This is a genomic window from uncultured Flavobacterium sp. (genome assembly GCF_963922255.1).
Taxonomy (GTDB): domain Bacteria; phylum Bacteroidota; class Bacteroidia; order Flavobacteriales; family Flavobacteriaceae; genus Flavobacterium.
Genome location: NZ_CAWUIC010000002.1, coordinates 1 through 16475, shown reverse-complemented (window position 1 = coordinate 16475; position 16475 = coordinate 1). Strand labels below are relative to the sequence as shown.

Here is a 16475-nt window from a genome sequence, read left to right as displayed (position 1 = left end):
ACCAAACCAAATGGTTTTAATTGCTTTACAAAAGTAAAAATGCTTCCTGAGAACGAGAAGCATTTTATATAAAAATTATTTATTGTTTAATTTAAATATTTCCACTTTTGGAATTTGGAATTTTCTTTTTGGAATTTCTTATTTAAATGCAGGAATTCCAGTAATATCCATTCCAGTAATCAATAAATGTATATCGTGAGTTCCTTCATAAGTAATTACAGATTCTAAATTCATACTATGACGCATAATTGAATATTCACCAGTAATTCCCATTCCACCTAAAATTTGTCTAGCTTCACGAGCAATATTGATTGCCATGTCTACATTATTTCTTTTAGCCATTGAAATTTGAGCTGTTGTTGCACGACCTTCATTTCTAAGAACACCTAATCTCCAAGTTAACAATTGTGCTTTAGTGATTTCAGTAATCATTTCAGCTAATTTCTTTTGTTGTAATTGCGTTCCAGCGATTGGCTTGTCGAATTGGATTCTTTCTTTTGCATAACGCAAAGCTGTATCGTAACAATCCATCGCAGCACCAATAGCACCCCAAGCAATTCCATAACGAGCTGAATCTAAACATCCAAGAGGAGCACCTAAACCAGATTTGTTAGGTAATAAGTTTTCTTTTGGAACTTTTACATTGTCAAAAATCAATTCACCAGTTGCAGAAGCACGTAGCGACCATTTATTATGTGTTTCAGGAGTTGAAAAACCTTCCATTCCTCTTTCTACAATTAGACCGTGAATTCTTCCTTCTTCGTTTTTTGCCCAAACAACAGCAATATCAGCAAAAGGAGCATTGGATATCCACATTTTTGCACCATTTAAAAGATAATGATCACCCATATCTTTAAAATTAGTAGTCATTCCACCAGGATTTGAACCATGATCAGGTTCAGTTAACCCGAAACAACCCATGAATTCTCCAGTAGCTAATTTTGGTAAATATTTTTTTCTTTGTTCTTCGTTTCCGTATTTCCAAATTGGATACATTACCAATGAAGATTGAACAGAAGATGTAGAACGAACACCAGAATCACCCCTTTCAATTTCTTGCATGATTAAACCATAAGAAATTTGGTCTAAACCAGCTCCACCATATTCTTCTGGAATATAAGGACCAAAACCACCAATTTCTCCCAAGCCTTTTATGATTTGTTTAGGAAATGCAGCACGTTGAGCATAATCTTCAATGATAGGAGAAACTTCTTTTTTCACCCATGCACGAGCAGAATCACGAACTAATTTGTGTTCTTCGGTTAATAAATCGTCTAAGTTATAGTAATCAGGTGCTTGAAATAAATCTGGTCTCATATCTTTTGTATATTGTATTGTTGTATAATGTATATCGTAAAATGACTCACGAAATCGTTTGCAAATTTACGTAAAGAAATTTAACAAATTAAAGAACGAATGTTATAATTTTTTTGAAGTTTTTTCAAGCTTTCTATTATATTATCTTTTACTATGTTACAAACATGTTCTTTTTATCCATAAATAAAATAGACTTCTTAAATTTTTTATCTAAGAAGTCTATGAATTAATTGAATTTACTATTATTGTAAATCTATTGAAACTCATTAATTCCATATAATATTTCTTTCATTTTTGTTCCATTTATTTCCACAGGTCTATAAGCTACATTAAATTTATCAATAGCTATGTCAATATCAGATTTTAGTCTTTTATATTCTAAAGGTAATTTACTTTCACACTGTTTTTCGTTTTCATAACTGTTGAGAATAATACTAAATTTTTGATAAAATTTTTCACCTTCATTTATAAAGTTATTATATTGTGTAATAAACTGAATTAATCTATCAATAGGAAATTCAAGATTGATGAGCATTTTATTCTTTTGTACACCTTCTGCTTTTTCCATTGCTATTAAATATGCATCTAATTGACTACTTACTTTATCCCAATCATCATTATTTCTACATTCTTCTAAACTCACTATATAATTAATAGATTTTGTATAATCTTTAAACAAGGTTTCAATGTCACTTTTTATTGAATTATTAGAAGCTTGCAAATAGGCAGTTTCAAAATAGATTGTATTTAAATCTGTTTGCATTCGCAATGTAAAATCTAAAATACAATCTATTTTGGCTAATTCTGCTTCTTTTTCTTCTTTAGACAAACCAGAAACCATCATGTTTGAAAACGTATTAATAACTGAAACCAACGTATTAGTTCCTAAAACAGAAGTTAAATCAAATCCTTGTTTTTTGTCTCTTTTATCTTTTACCAATTGTTTTACCTTTTCAAATTCAGGATACTGATTAGGATTTGCCATTTTAGATATTTCTGAAAAAGTTCTTACAGAAGCAAAATGATGATCTAAACTCAGTACTTTTTCGTATAATATTTTAATGATTTGTAAACCTTTTATATAACGTATCTTAGAAATGTCACTAATATTGTCTAATTGCGTTTTTTGATAATTTTCTTTAAGTTGGTCTTTTAGAATAAGTAATTCTAATTTCTCTTCCATTATTTTTGTCAAAATTAATTTAGAATTAACTCCATCAATTTGTTTTTGAATCGCAGTTAGTTGTAAATCATATTTTAGTTGAGTTCCCTTAATTTCTATATACATCTCATGAATTACCTTGTTCGTTTCTTTGTCAAAAGAATCAAGAGCAAAAGTTTGTGTACTATAAATTAAGAAAAAAAGTACTACTATATTTTTCATCTTTTTATATTTTAAGTGATTAAGTAGTGAGATTGAAAATTGGTTTTTCAATTTAGCGTTCTACAAGCTCCAATATAAATATTGCATTTTCACTTTTTAAAGTAACACTATAATTCTTTGCTTTTATAGTATTATATTTAGTTTCAATGGCTAAAGTTCTTAAAAGTTCTCCGTCAATAGTAATATTACTATCATCATCAATAGGGAAAACTTTATTAGTTAACATTTCTTCCCATTCTTTAGCACTAAAACCTGTTTTATCTAATGTAACTTCTAATTGATTTTTAGATATTTTAGTTACAGCGGCTGTTGTTCTTTCATTTGATTGTTCAAAAACAGAACCCAAACAACGACCAGTTCCACCTTTGCAATCTTTTAAATGATTAGCATCTTCAATGTAAATAATTTTGCCTTCTGTTTGGGCAATAGTGAGCAGTGGCAATAGCATTAGCATTGCCATGATTATTATTTTTTTCATGGTTTTTTTAGGTTTTAAAATTAAAAAAAAGGTTCAATCTAAAGTTCTCAAACAAACAGGTTATTTTGTTTCTTTTAAATCTTTTTTATTTTTAATAAAATTAATCATTACCGTTAATACAATTAAAGATGATGGAATAACGGATAAGAGTAATATGTTTAAAGGCAAGGGTTTTTTAAATAAATCTGTAACTCCTATTATCAGCATTGAAATAGAAACTATCCAAATTAATAGAATGATTAAGAATTGTGTTTTTGTTGGTTTATTAAACCAGTTAATGGGATTAGTTTTCATTTTGTTATTCAATAACTTCGTTGTAACCTATTTTCAACAAACCTTCTTTAATTCCTTCATAATGTCCTTTGCCGAAGATAATTGCAATTTTCTTTCTTTTTTCGATTGAAATTTGTCTTAATACTTCTTCATTTCTAGAATTTAATATTACATCATCTCTAATGTCTTTTGTTAAATCTAAAGGACACTTTGGAGATTCATATACTGAAACTTCGAAATCGCAGGGCTCTAATATAATTAATTGATATTTTTTCTCATAATAGTTAATAATTTCTGCTAATGATAAATCTACATTAGCACTATTTTCATTGGATAATCCAAGTAAACTATATTCAGGCTGACTAATAAGGTTCTTTTTTAGTTTAATTTTTTCTTTCTTAAAAATCGAATCTAAAGAACCCATATAGCCATCTTTTTGAAATGGAATTTTTGTAAGTTTAATAAACTTCCTATTTATACTATCCGAACTATTGCTCTTTTTTATAAGTTCATAATAAAAATAAAACCCTGATTTTTCTAAAGAATCAATCTTTAATTTCAAATCTTTATAGAATAAATCAGTTCCAACATGAGCCATCTCAAAAAAACAAACCTCAGAATTATCTCTATTAAATTTATTAATAGTTATTTTATCATCATAAATACCTTTTTTTTCTAAAGCATAATTAACTAATGATGACTTACAACTTAACAAAGAAAAAAAAAGAATAAAAGAAAAAAAATATTTCATAATATAATATTAAAATGAGTTGCCAAAAATATTTTTTAGCAACTCATTGGTTTATTAACCTAGTATTGCTTTAATAATGGCTTCAACAATAGCATTTAGTACGGCAGTTCCTCCTTCTTCACCAAAAACAGTTGTTAAATGGCATTTTAAACAAAAAAAACAGCATCTAAAATTATTATTTGAATCATTCAATATTTTGTCGAAGTCAACTGAAGGCCCTCCTTTTCCACCAGTGTTCTTTGTATTACTAATAGATATTCCAAACAATTCTCCTTCATCTTTACTAGAGTTGTCTAGTAAGTATTTAAATGCAAGTGCAACTTCAGTGCCATCATAAGATTCAATAATTTTATCATTACTAGTTTTGTTTGACAAATAATTATACGCAACCTTTAACATATTTATTCCTTCTTTGGTCATTATACCTTGAGGACTATAAGGCCCAGTAGAGTTTTTTATAAATTCTTCAAAACTTCTTGAATCATTATATGAAGGCTCTAATGCATTTTTAAATTCAACCATTACTTTTGCGGCATAGGTTCTTGCCTCTTCTTTAGAGGGTTCTTGAGCATTAGCATTCATTCCAAAAATCACTACGGCAATTAAGCCAAAAATTAATTTTTTCATTATATTTGTTTTTTAATATTATTACAGTCACTTTTTATGTCCGTCAAAACATTATATAAGGTGGCTGTTTTTTTATGGTTGGTTTTCTCTTACACTACAACAAAGCCAACCTTTCCTTGTTATGATGTTTCATTAAAAATAAGTTATCGATAACTTGTGCTCTTTTTTTAAGGTAAATAATAGCTTAAACATCCTTTTTTATAGTGGCCAACATTTTATATCAAAACAAAACTAAAATTTGTTTCGTTTTGATTTTTCAAATTTAGTAGGGTAATTTTTGTTTTGCAAACAAAGTAACACGCAATTCATGAATTTCGAGTCGAAATTCATGAATTACATAAAAAAAATTTAACCAAAAACCTCAATATAAGCGATTTATGTTTTTTTGAAATATGTAATAAATTTCAAACTTAAAGCGTTATTTTAGCAAAAAAATATTTATTATTCCCTAAATGCCTCTAAACAAAATTTTTTATTTAGTATTATTTATACTCTTTAATCTTTTCTCTTATGCTCAAACTCAAAAAGAGTTGGAGAAGATGAGATATAATGATATATACGACATGTTTTTTGATTATGACGATAATTTAATTATTCAAGCCGAAATAGCAGATTTTTATGTTAATAAAGGGGTTTCTGAAAAAAATAAGATTGAAATCGCAAGGGGTTATTATTTATTCTCACTTTTAGACCGAAAAAATGATAAGATTAAATCTTTGAGTTATTTAGATAGTGTAATTAAATATTCTTATAATCAAGGAGATTTCTTTTTTCCAATTATTGCATATAATGAAAAAGCTAAATTAAATACACAATTATACGAATATGAAAAAACTATAATAAATTATCTTAAAGCTGAAAAATATGCAAAAGATAGAGATGACTATGATAATTATTATAAAACAAAATATTTAATAGGGGTTTTTAAATCAGAAATACTAGGAGAAGTAAATGAAGCATTAGATTTATATTTAGAATATAAAAAATACTTGAAAAAAAAAGATTTAAATGATCCATATTATTCGTATTCTTACAAAAGATTATTATTTGTACTTGCGGATGCTCATAAGTCAATCAAAAATATTGATTCATCGACTTATTATAATAGATTAGGATATATAATTTCAAATAAAACAAATGATGAATATACAAAAAACCTATTTGTTTTAAATGAAGGAGCTAATCAAGTAATAAATAATTCTTTTGAAACGGCTTTAGATAGTATTAAAAAAGGATATCCTTTTATGATAAAAAATAAAGACAATGGTAATATCCTAGCTTCATATTATTATTTTGGAAGATGCTATGAAGGTCTTGGAAATGAAGATTTGGCCATTAAATATTATAAAAAAGTTGATTCTTTATATCAAACTACTAAACAAATTAAACCAGAATTTATAAGTGGTTATAATTATCTAATATCCTATTATAAAAACAAAAAAGATAAAACAAAGCAGTTAGAATATTTAACTACTTTTATGAAGATTGATAGCACTTTACAAAAAGGATATAAAAAATGGAATAAATTATTAAAAGACAAATATGATTTTCCACATTTATTAGAAGACAAAGAAAATTTAATTTTAGAATTGAAAAGAAAAAAAGACAATGTTTATTATTTAATAATTTGTTTATTATTGGTTTTGTTTTTTGTAGCTTTTTTTGGAATTCGACAAAGTCGATTAAAAAGTATTTATAAAGAACGATTTGAGAGTATAGTAGATTCAAATAATCAAGAAAATAAAAACCTAGAAATTGAAAAAAATCAGAATAATGTTGATATAAAAAATGAAAATTTAGGCATTTCAAATGAAATTATAGAATTAATATTAATTGAATTAAACAAATTTGAGCAAAATAAAAACTATTTAAAAGCTAATATTACTATTAATAGTTTAGCTCAAGAATTCAACTCAAATTCTAAATATCTTTCTTCAATAATAAACACAAAAAAAGGAAAAAGTTTTGTCAATTATATAAATGACTTGAGAATTGATTATATAGTAAACGAGTTAAAAATAAATAAAAATTTACGTAAATATACTATTATTGCAATAGCTGAAGAAACTGGTTTTAATACTGGAGAATCTTTTTCAAAAGCTTTTTTTAAACGAACTGGGATTAAACCTTCATATTTTATAAAAAAATTAAATGAGTTGTAATTTATTAATTTTTAATAATAAAAACAACACGACATTCATGAATTACGTGTAACATGTAAAATTTTAGATGTTTTCTATTAATAGATTACTTTATATTTGGCTCATTAACTTTTAAAAATGAAAATAAATGAAAACAAATGAAAACAAAAAATTCTCCCTTGAAAAATTTGAAGTAGCAAAATTAAACAACCTTAGACTTATCTCTGGAGGGGATTCTTCTAATATTTGCACTACAACTGATACAAATGATCCTGATGGAACAGGTCGAGCAGGAGGTAATGATCCAGTAAAACCAACAATTTCTCAGAACCCTGACAAACCAAAAACTACTATTTAAAGAAGTTGATGTTTAAAAAAATAAAAATATTGTTATTTTCAACTTTGTTTATTTGTTGTTCTTCAATAAATAAACAAAGTTTAGATCTTTATAATACCAATTTTAATAAAAATTGGTATTATAAAGATTATGCTTTAGACAGCATTTTAGGAATTTCATTAGATAAGTGGTATTTAGAGAACAGAAGAAAAGAAACCAATAATGAAATAATAGTTGCTGTTTTAGATACTCAAATAGATTTAAATCAAGAAGATTTACAAGGTCAATTGTGGATCAACAAAAAGGAAATTCCTAACAACGGTATTGATGATGACAACAATGGTTATATTGATGATATAAATGGTTGGAATTTTGTAGGCAAACCAAATGGAGGTTATTTGATTTATGGTAATTTTGAATATGTGAGAGTTATTCAAAAATGGGATACTATATTCAAGGATAAAGAAGAATTACAAATTTCGAAAGACTTAAAAAGTGAGTATAGTAATTATAAACATGCAAAAGAATATTTAAAATACTATATAAATTATTACTCTAATTTGATGAAATCTATTGATTTTAATTTAAATGTTTTTGAAGAATCTAAGGATACTCTTAAGCGTTTTTTTCCAAATGAAGATTATAGTTTATCTGACTTAGATAGTTTATATAATTTAAAGAAAATAAACGACAAACCTTTTTGGCAAAGAAGAAATGATAATGATAAAGATTTAGGAGCACTTATAGATTATATGAGAGTTTGTTATCAGAATAATGAGAAAACTTTAGAAGATGTTATTTATTCAAAGTCTCAAATGGACTCAATACTAGAACAAAATTTAAATGTTAATTTTATTGATAGAAAGTTTTTTAAAGATAATCCCGAGATACTTGAAAAGGGTTATGGGAACAATATTGTTAATTCATTTAAAAAACTTCAAGACCATAGCACTGAGGTCTCAAGTGTAATTGCTGGAAATAGAATAAACAACAAAGGAACTAAAGGCTTCCATCAAAATATTAAGATAATGCCACTAGTAACATCAATTTCAGGTGATGAGCACGATAAAGATATTGCAATGGCAATTTATTACGCTGTTGATAATGGAGCTAAAGTTATCAATATGTCTTTTGGAAAAGAATTTTCATTAAAACAAGAATGGGTTACACAAGCAATAAAATATGCTGAAAGTAAAGATGTTTTAATTATTCACTGTTCTGGTAATAATAGTAATGATTTAGATGCTTATTCTTATTATCCAAATGATGTTAACTATGGAGAATCAGAAGAGTTTGCATCAAATTTTATCAATGTAGGTGGTTTCTCTAAAAGAACAAATAATTTTTTTCTATATAAACGGTCAAATTATGGAAAACAAAATGTAGATATTTTCGCTCCTGGAGAAGAAATATATGTTGCTATACCTGATAATCAATACAAATATGACACGGGAACATCTTTAGCTGCTCCTATGGTTTCTGGTACAGCAGCATTAATCTGGTTGTATTATCCAAACCTAACCGTGCAAGAATTAAAAAATATAATTTTAGAAAGTGGTGTGGTAATTGATAAAATGGTAATTAAACCCGGAACAAAAGATGAATTAATTCATTTTTCAGAACTATGTAAAACAGGTAAAATACTCAATACTTACAATGCTATGAAAATGGCAGAAAAATTGAGCAAGAATAAAAAATAGAAATGAATAATATTTCCTATTTTAATACCTATGTATTGAGAACTTCGACTTTACCTATTTCGTTTTACACTTCATTATTAGAAGATTATTCATCCCAAAAATTATGCAAAACAGTTGAAAAATCAATTGTAAAAAACGCAATAAAACTTGCTTCACCAGAACTAATTCAAGAACTTGAAAAACACAATCAAAATCCAAGTATTTATTCAAAAGAAAAAGCTACTAACTTAGAACTTTCTTTATTAAAATATATAGCTCGCATGTCATCTAGAGCTACTCCTTTTGGTTTATTTGCTGGATGTACTACTGGAAATATTGCTGATGAAACAAATATCCTTCTTTCTAATGAGTTATACACTCATACCCAATTTGATATGCAGTTTTGGATTGCATTAGTACAAAAACTTAGTCAAAATAAAAGCTTACAAAAACAATTACTTTATTTCCCAAATACTTCACTTTATAGTATTGGAGATTTTTATAGATATGTTGAGTATAAATATGTAGATAATAAAAGAGAGCATAGTATTTCTTCTGTTCGTAAGAATCTTTTTTTAGAAATTATTATAGATAAATCTAAACTAGGTTTAAATTTAGAAGATTTGGCAAATTTAATAATTGATTCAGAATCTGAAAAAGAAGAAGCAATAGTATTCATAGGAGAACTAATTAATAATCAAATTTTAGTAAACAATTTAGAAGCAACTGTTACAGGTAAAGATGAAGTAGAACGTGTAATTGAAATTTTAAAAAACACTAATGTTGTAGATAAAAAATATAAAACAATAAACGAAATTAATAAAGTCTGTAAATCTTTAAAACAACCTCATGATTTTAATAATAAAAATATAACTTTTATTCATGAAAAAATAAAGGAATTAGAAATAGATTTTGAAGAAAAGTATTTACTACAATCCGATTTGTATACAAAAACAGTATCACATACTTTGAGTAAAAGTAACATACAGAAACTTAATAAAGCCATTGCTTTTTTGGGCAATATTCAAGAATTATATCCTAATCAAAATTTAGAAAATTTTAAAAATGCTTTTCAAAAAAGGTATGAAAATAAAGAAATGCCTTTGGCTTTAGTTTTAGATACCGTAACAGGAATTGGATATTTGCAAAATTTAGGAATAAATGATTCGCATCCTATTTTGGATAAGTTTAATATCTCAAGAGGAAAATCAAAAGAATCAACAGAAAATTGGACTTCTAATGAATATATTTTAGAACATAAATTGCAAACTTGTATTTCTAATAAAGAAACCTTTATTAATTTAAAAGAAGAGGATTTCAAAAATATAGATTCTAAAACACTTAACCTTCCTTCTACATTTTCTGCAATGATAGAAATTATAAATCAAAAAGATAAAGAAGTACTTATTTTAGATTCATTAGGAAATTTTAGTGCTTCGAAACTAATTGGAAGATTTTGTAATGGTAATTCTGAAATTAATAATCTAGCAAATCAAATAATTGAGAAAGAAACATTATTAAATGAAAATGTTGTACTTGCAGAGATTGCTCACATTCCAGAATCTAGAACAGGAAATATTTTAAGAAGACCAGTTCTAAGAGCTTATGAAATTCCTTATTTATCTAATAGTACTTTGCCTATTGAAAATCAAATTGAAATAAATGATTTGACAATTTCCGTTAAGCACAATAAAATTGTACTTAAATCAACAAAATTAAATAAAGAAATAATTCCTTGTTTGTCTAATGCTCATAACTATACTAATAATACTTTACCAATATATCAGTTTTTATGTGAGTTGCAAGGACAAAAAAGTAACCCTGTCTATAAGTTTAATTGGGGAATTTTAAAAAATCACTATACTTATTTTCCAAGGGTTATATACCAAGACGTTATTTTGTCTAAAGCTAGATGGTTAATCTCCGAAACCGAATTAAAATCAATTAAAACTTTTAATGATTTTGAAAATTGGAGAATTAAAAAACTTTTACCAAAGTATGTAAATATTGTAAAAGGAGATAATACTTTATTATTAGATTTAGAAAAAGAAATTTGTTATAATTTGCTTAAAAAAGAAATGAACAATAAAATCACTCTCGAAGAATTTTTATTTACTGATAGTTCAGTTGTAAAAGATGAACAAAAAAATGATTATGTGAATCAATTTATTATTTCATATTATAGTAATTAAATGCAAAGAGAATTTAATATAGGTAGCGAATGGTTGTACTATAAAATTTATTGTGGTGTAAAAACTGCCGATATTATATTATTAGAACACCTTAATAAAAAAATTAAATTTCTAAAAGAAAATAAAATAATAAAAAAGTGGTTTTTTATTCGTTACAATGATCCTGAAAATCATATTAGACTGCGATTTTTATTATTTAAAAATTCAAATCTTAATGAAGTTACAAAAATTCTTCAACAAACCTTTGAAGAACTTCAGAGTCAAAATATTATTTGGAAAATTCAAACTGATACTTACGTTAGAGAGTTAGAAAGATACGGTGTTTCAACTTATGAAGAAACAGAAACTATTTTTGAGACAGATAGCGCACTAATGTTAAATTATTTAAGTTTAAAAAATCAGTTTTCAAATGAAACCACTATTCTATTATTCAGCTTTTTAGCTATTGATAGTTTTTTAAATTTATTTGAACTTTCTAATCTTGAAAAGTTAAACTTATTAAATTCAATGCAACTATCTTTTAAGCTTGAATTTAATGCAGATAAAAATTTAAAAAAAGAATTAGACAAACATTATAGAGAACTTTCTAATGAAATTGAATTAGTCCTAGAAAAAGATAAAGAAGAGTATTTTCAACTATTTGAAAAAATTGATTGCAAATCAAATAAATTAAAAGGAAGCATTCCAATATTAATTGAAAATTTAGAAGTTGATATTTTTTCTTATTTGAATAGTCAAATTCATATGATGATAAATCGACAATACACTTCTAGACAACGCGAATATGAATTGATTATTTATGATCATTTGCATAGATTTTATAAAACTCAATTTTTTAAAAGTTAATGATTCAATTTCAATGTTAAAGAATTTCCCCCATTACACCCAAACAGAAAGCAAAGACTGCGGACCAACATGTTTAAAAATAATAGCCAAACATTACGATCGAGTACTTAATATTCAAACCTTACGGGAGTTGTCAGAAACCACTCGTGAAGGAAGTAATTTATTAACTTTAAGTGATGCCGCAGAAAATATTGGTTTTAGAACTTTAGGGGTTAAATTATGTGCCAATGATTTACATGAAACACCTTTACCATGTATTTTACATTGGAATAAAAATCATTATGTAGTTTTATATAAAATTAAAAAAGACAAGTATTTTATTTCAGACCCAGCTCATGGATTATTAGAATACAATCAAAAGGAATTCATTAAATTTTGGATAGGAAATAATGCAGACGAAACTACAAAAGAAGGAATTGTTTTATTGCTAGAACCAACACCAAATTTTTATGAAAAAGAAAATGATGACAAAGACGATAAAAAAGTTTTTGGCTTCGGAATGTTGTCAAAATATGTTTTAAGATACAAATCATTTATTGTTCAATTAATCATCGGGCTTTTTGCGGGAAGTCTATTACAATTGATTTTTCCGTTTTTAACACAAAGTGTTGTGGATGTAGGAATTCAAAATCAAAATATTCATTTTGTTTACTTGGTTTTAATTGCTCAATTATTTTTATTCTTTGGAAAAACAGCTTTAGAATTAATAAGAAGTTGGATAATTCTTCATCTTTCAACTCGAATAAATATATCTTTAATTTCCGATTTTTTCATCAAATTAATGAATTTACCCATTTCATATTTTGATGTCAGAATGACTGGAGATATCATGCAACGTATCAACGATCATCATCGAATAGAACGAATATTAACCACATCTTCATTAAGTGTTTTATTTTCTTTTATTAATATGATAATTATGGGAGCTGTTCTAGCTTATTATAATTTATCCATTTTTGTTGTATTCTTTATTGGAAGTTTTTTATACTTTCTGTGGGTAACTTTATTCCTAAAAAGAAGAGAAAAATTAGATTATAAAAGATTTTCAGAAGTCAGTCAAGAACAAAGTAAAGTCATTGAATTGATTAATGGAATGCAAGAAATTAAACTTCACAATGCAGAAAAACAAAAACGTTGGGGTTGGGAATACATTCAAGCAAGACTTTTTAAAGTTTCTATGAAAAATTTGGTTTTGGAACAAACACAAAGCATTGGTTCTAATTTTATCAATGAATTAAAAAATATCATCATCATTTTCTTATCAGCCAAATTAGTTATTGACGGACAAATTACTTTAGGTATGATGATGGCTATTACAAGTATTGTTGGAAATTTAAACGGACCAATTGTGCAATTAATTGGATTTATTCGCGAATTACAAGATGCTAAAATATCATTAGCACGTTTATCCGAAATTCATGAAAAAGAAGATGAAACCCAAAACGATTCCGAAAAAACAAAAGAAATTCCAAAAGATGCTGATATAACGATTAAAGATTTATCTTTTCGATATGTTGGTTCAGATATTCATGTATTAGAAAATCTGAATTTGACTATTCCAGCCAATAAAATTACAGCCATTGTTGGTACAAGTGGTAGTGGAAAAACAACTTTAATGAAATTATTATTGAAGTTTTATGAACCTCTAAAAGGGGAAATTAATGTAAACAAAACCTCATTGAACAACATCACTCAAAAAGCTTGGAGAAATCATATCGGTTCAGTAATGCAAGAAGGATTTATATTCAATGATACCATTGCAAATAACATTGCTATTGGTGAAGATGTTATTGATAAAGAACGATTACAATATGCAGCTGATGTGGCCAATATTAAAGAATTCATAGAAGATTATCCATTGAGATATAACACAAAAATTGGTTCTGAAGGAGTTGGAATGAGTACAGGGCAAAAGCAACGTTTGTTAATAGCAAGAGCAGTTTATAAAAATCCAGAAATGCTGTTTTTTGATGAAGCAACTAGCGCTTTAGATGCCAATAACGAAAAAGAAATCATGGAGAAATTAGACATCTTTTTCAAAAACAAAACTGTTGTTGTAATTGCTCATCGCTTAAGTACTGTGATGAATGCAGATCAAATAGTAGTTTTAGAAAAAGGGAAAATAATTGAACTAGGGACACATGATGGGTTAGTTGCCTTAGAAGGAAGTTATTTTAAATTAGTAAAGAATCAATTGCAGTTAGGAACATAAGATTGAAGAATGTTGAGTAACGATTTTGGATATTTGAAGAAAAAAATCCTAGAAAATCCGTGTAATCTGTGGTAAAAAAATAATAAAATGCCAGAATATCAAGACATAGAATTAAGAAGCGAAGAAGTACAAGAAATATTGACTCGCGTACCACATTGGATGATTCGATGGGGAAATATCATTATATTAGTAATCCTTTTGATAGTAATGTTGTTTGCTTATGTTATCAAATATCCTGATATGATTGCTACACAAATTACGATAACAACTCAAAATCCACCTGAAAAATTAGTATCAAGAACAAGTGGGAAAATAGATAAAATTCTAGTAGAAGATCGAGTAGAGGTTAAACCTAATACACCATTAGCCATAATAGAAAACACAGCAAATTATAATGATGTTTTTAAACTGAAAGAATGTATAGATACAATTTCAATTAATAAAACTCAATTTAATTTTCCATTCGAGAAGTTTTCGGTTTTACAATTAGGTGAAATTCAAAACGCATTCACCATTTTTGAAAAAGATTATGTTGCTTATGATTTAAATAGAGACTTAAAGCCCTTTTCAATTGAGAAAAATGCTCAAAGTTTAGAATTAAATCAACTAAAAGAAAGATTATTAATAGCTGAACAACAATACGAAATAAGTATTGAAGAATTAGAATTGAAAAAGAAAGAATTTGCAAGACAGAAACATTTATTTGAAAAAGGTGTTATCTCTGCTCAAGAATCAGAAAATAGTAAAAGGGATTATCTTCAAACTGAAAAAAATGTTAAAAATATAAGTTCACAATTATCACAAATGCGTTCTTCAATTAATGATTTAAATCGAAACTCTGGAAACACAAGAGTAAATGAAACAAAAGAAAATATCAACTTACTTAGAAATGTATTGCAATCTTTTAATCAACTTAAAAAAGCTATAAATGATTGGGAATTAGCTTATGTATTGCGTTCTTCTGTCAAAGGACAAGTCTCATTCATGCAAATATGGGTTGAAAACCAAACTATTAATGCTGGAGAGCAAGTTTTCACGATTGTACCAACAGACAATAAAAATTACATAGGAAAAGTAAAAGCACCAGCTCAAAATTCAGGAAAAATAAAAGTGAATCAAGATGTAAATATTAGATTGGCTAATTTTCCAGATAGAGAATTTGGAATTATAAAAGGGAAAGTAAAATCTATTTCCCTAACACCTGATAAAGAAGGAAATCTGTTAATCGATATTTCATTGCCCAATGGTATTGAAACTTCCTACGAAAAGAAAATAATTTTCCAACAAGAAATGTCAGGAACAGCTGATATAGTTACTGAAGATTTGCGCTTGATTGAACGATTATTGTATCAATTTAGAGATGTTTTTAACAGACCAAGTCAAATTACTACATCTTCAAATAAAAATCCCTAGTCAAATTAATATATTCATCAGTATATTCATGACGATTGATTTCTATAACCAATTCATCAGCTACCAAAACAGATAATTCGTAACGTTTAAAAGCTAATAAACTTCTAACTATTGGAGTTTTGTGTGAACCTCTAACATGTGTTGCTTTTACAGGATAAAGTTCTACTTCAGCACATAAATTCAGAAAGCATTCTTCTTCTTTAAAAGGAATTATTACAGCAAAAATGCCATTTTCTGATAATAATAAATCTGCTGCTTCAATCAATTCTTCAAAAGGCATGGCATCTTGGAAACGAGCTAAATCTCTTTGAGTATTGTCGGTTTTAAAATCTTCAGCGTAAAATGGTGGATTGGAAATAATAATGTCATATTCATCTTCAGGATCTTCAACTAATTCGTCCAAAGCGGCATGATAACAAAATAAGCGATCACTCCAAGGAGAATTTTCATAATTTGCAACACATTGCTCATAAGCATCTTCATCAATCTCCACAGCATCAATTTGATCAGCATTTGTTCGTTGTGCTAACATCAATGATAAAATCCCTGTTCCAGCACCAATGTCTAAAATTGTTTTTGGGTTGTTGTCAATAGGACACCAAGCACCTAGCAAAACACTATCTGTACCCACTTTCATGGCACAACGGTCTTGTTCTACAGAAAATTGTTTGAATTTAAACATTTGATTTTTGATTGAAGATTAACGATTTTTGATTTTAGAATAAAAAATCATACTTCTACGTAACTAATATTGTAGATGAAAACTAATTACTGAACACTGAACACTGAACACTGAACACTATAAATAAAGTTCCACCAATCCTT

At 26.8% G+C, this 16475-nt stretch carries 14 protein-coding genes; 7 read left to right on the top strand and 7 right to left on the bottom strand.

The window, feature by feature from the left end; translation table 11 throughout:
* Positions 1-138: 138 nt before the first annotated feature.
* From AABJ49_RS02120 to AABJ49_RS02095, 6 genes are all read right to left on the bottom strand, one after another.
* Positions 139-1317 carry an acyl-CoA dehydrogenase family protein gene (locus AABJ49_RS02120; RefSeq protein WP_338375706.1) on the bottom strand — a complete coding sequence of 393 codons (1179 nt, stop codon included), beginning with the start codon at positions 1315-1317 and terminating at the stop codon, positions 139-141.
* A 253-nt stretch (positions 1318-1570) separates the two neighbouring features.
* Positions 1571-2701 (bottom strand): hypothetical protein, encoded by a 1131-nt coding sequence (locus tag AABJ49_RS02115; RefSeq protein ID WP_338375704.1) that lies wholly within the window; start codon positions 2699-2701, stop codon positions 1571-1573.
* A gap of 52 nt (positions 2702-2753) precedes the next feature.
* Entirely contained in the window at positions 2754-3179 is a 426-nt protein-coding gene (locus AABJ49_RS02110; RefSeq protein ID WP_338375702.1) for a hypothetical protein, read from the bottom strand.
* A gap of 60 nt (positions 3180-3239) precedes the next feature.
* A complete protein-coding gene (locus tag AABJ49_RS02105; protein ID WP_338375700.1) occupies positions 3240-3473 on the bottom strand; it encodes a hypothetical protein in 234 nt (77 codons plus the stop codon).
* A gap of 4 nt (positions 3474-3477) precedes the next feature.
* Positions 3478-4203 (bottom strand): hypothetical protein, encoded by a 726-nt coding sequence (locus AABJ49_RS02100; RefSeq protein WP_338375698.1) that lies wholly within the window; start codon positions 4201-4203, stop codon positions 3478-3480.
* 54 nt (positions 4204-4257) lie between these two features.
* The gene (locus AABJ49_RS02095; protein WP_338375696.1) at positions 4258-4830 is read right to left on the bottom strand and encodes a hypothetical protein; all 573 of its coding nucleotides are present in this window, start codon (positions 4828-4830) and stop codon (positions 4258-4260) included.
* A 539-nt stretch (positions 4831-5369) separates the two neighbouring features.
* Between AABJ49_RS02095 and AABJ49_RS02090 the strand changes: the two genes are divergently transcribed.
* The 7 genes from AABJ49_RS02090 (at position 5370) to AABJ49_RS02060 (ending at position 15650) form a co-directional block, all read left to right on the top strand.
* Positions 5370-6992 carry a helix-turn-helix domain-containing protein gene (locus AABJ49_RS02090; protein WP_338375694.1) on the top strand — a complete coding sequence of 541 codons (1623 nt, stop codon included), beginning with the start codon at positions 5370-5372 and terminating at the stop codon, positions 6990-6992.
* Between the two features lie 127 nt (positions 6993-7119).
* Complete coding sequence (locus AABJ49_RS02085) at positions 7120-7329, top strand: hypothetical protein (RefSeq protein WP_338375693.1); 210 nt, start codon at positions 7120-7122, stop codon at positions 7327-7329.
* An 8-nt stretch (positions 7330-7337) separates the two neighbouring features.
* Positions 7338-9008: a S8 family serine peptidase gene (locus AABJ49_RS02080; RefSeq protein WP_338375691.1), complete on the top strand. Its 1671-nt coding sequence runs from the start codon at positions 7338-7340 to the stop codon at positions 9006-9008.
* A 2-nt stretch (positions 9009-9010) separates the two neighbouring features.
* On the top strand, positions 9011-11179 hold the full coding sequence (locus AABJ49_RS02075; RefSeq protein WP_338375689.1) for a lantibiotic dehydratase family protein: 2169 nt from the start codon (positions 9011-9013) through the stop codon (positions 11177-11179).
* A complete protein-coding gene (locus AABJ49_RS02070) occupies positions 11180-12025 on the top strand; it encodes a thiopeptide-type bacteriocin biosynthesis protein (RefSeq protein ID WP_338375687.1) in 846 nt (281 codons plus the stop codon). It abuts the gene before it with no gap.
* 13 nt (positions 12026-12038) lie between these two features.
* Positions 12039-14237, top strand: a complete 2199-nt coding sequence (locus AABJ49_RS02065; RefSeq protein ID WP_338375685.1) for a peptidase domain-containing ABC transporter — start codon at positions 12039-12041, stop codon at positions 14235-14237.
* 87 nt (positions 14238-14324) lie between these two features.
* A complete protein-coding gene (locus tag AABJ49_RS02060; RefSeq protein WP_338375683.1) occupies positions 14325-15650 on the top strand; it encodes an HlyD family efflux transporter periplasmic adaptor subunit in 1326 nt (441 codons plus the stop codon).
* Here AABJ49_RS02060 and AABJ49_RS02055 read toward each other — a convergent pair.
* A complete protein-coding gene (locus AABJ49_RS02055; RefSeq protein ID WP_338375681.1) occupies positions 15625-16332 on the bottom strand; it encodes a methyltransferase in 708 nt (235 codons plus the stop codon). The genes AABJ49_RS02060 and AABJ49_RS02055 overlap by 26 nt on opposite strands.
* Positions 16333-16475 lie beyond the last annotated feature (143 nt).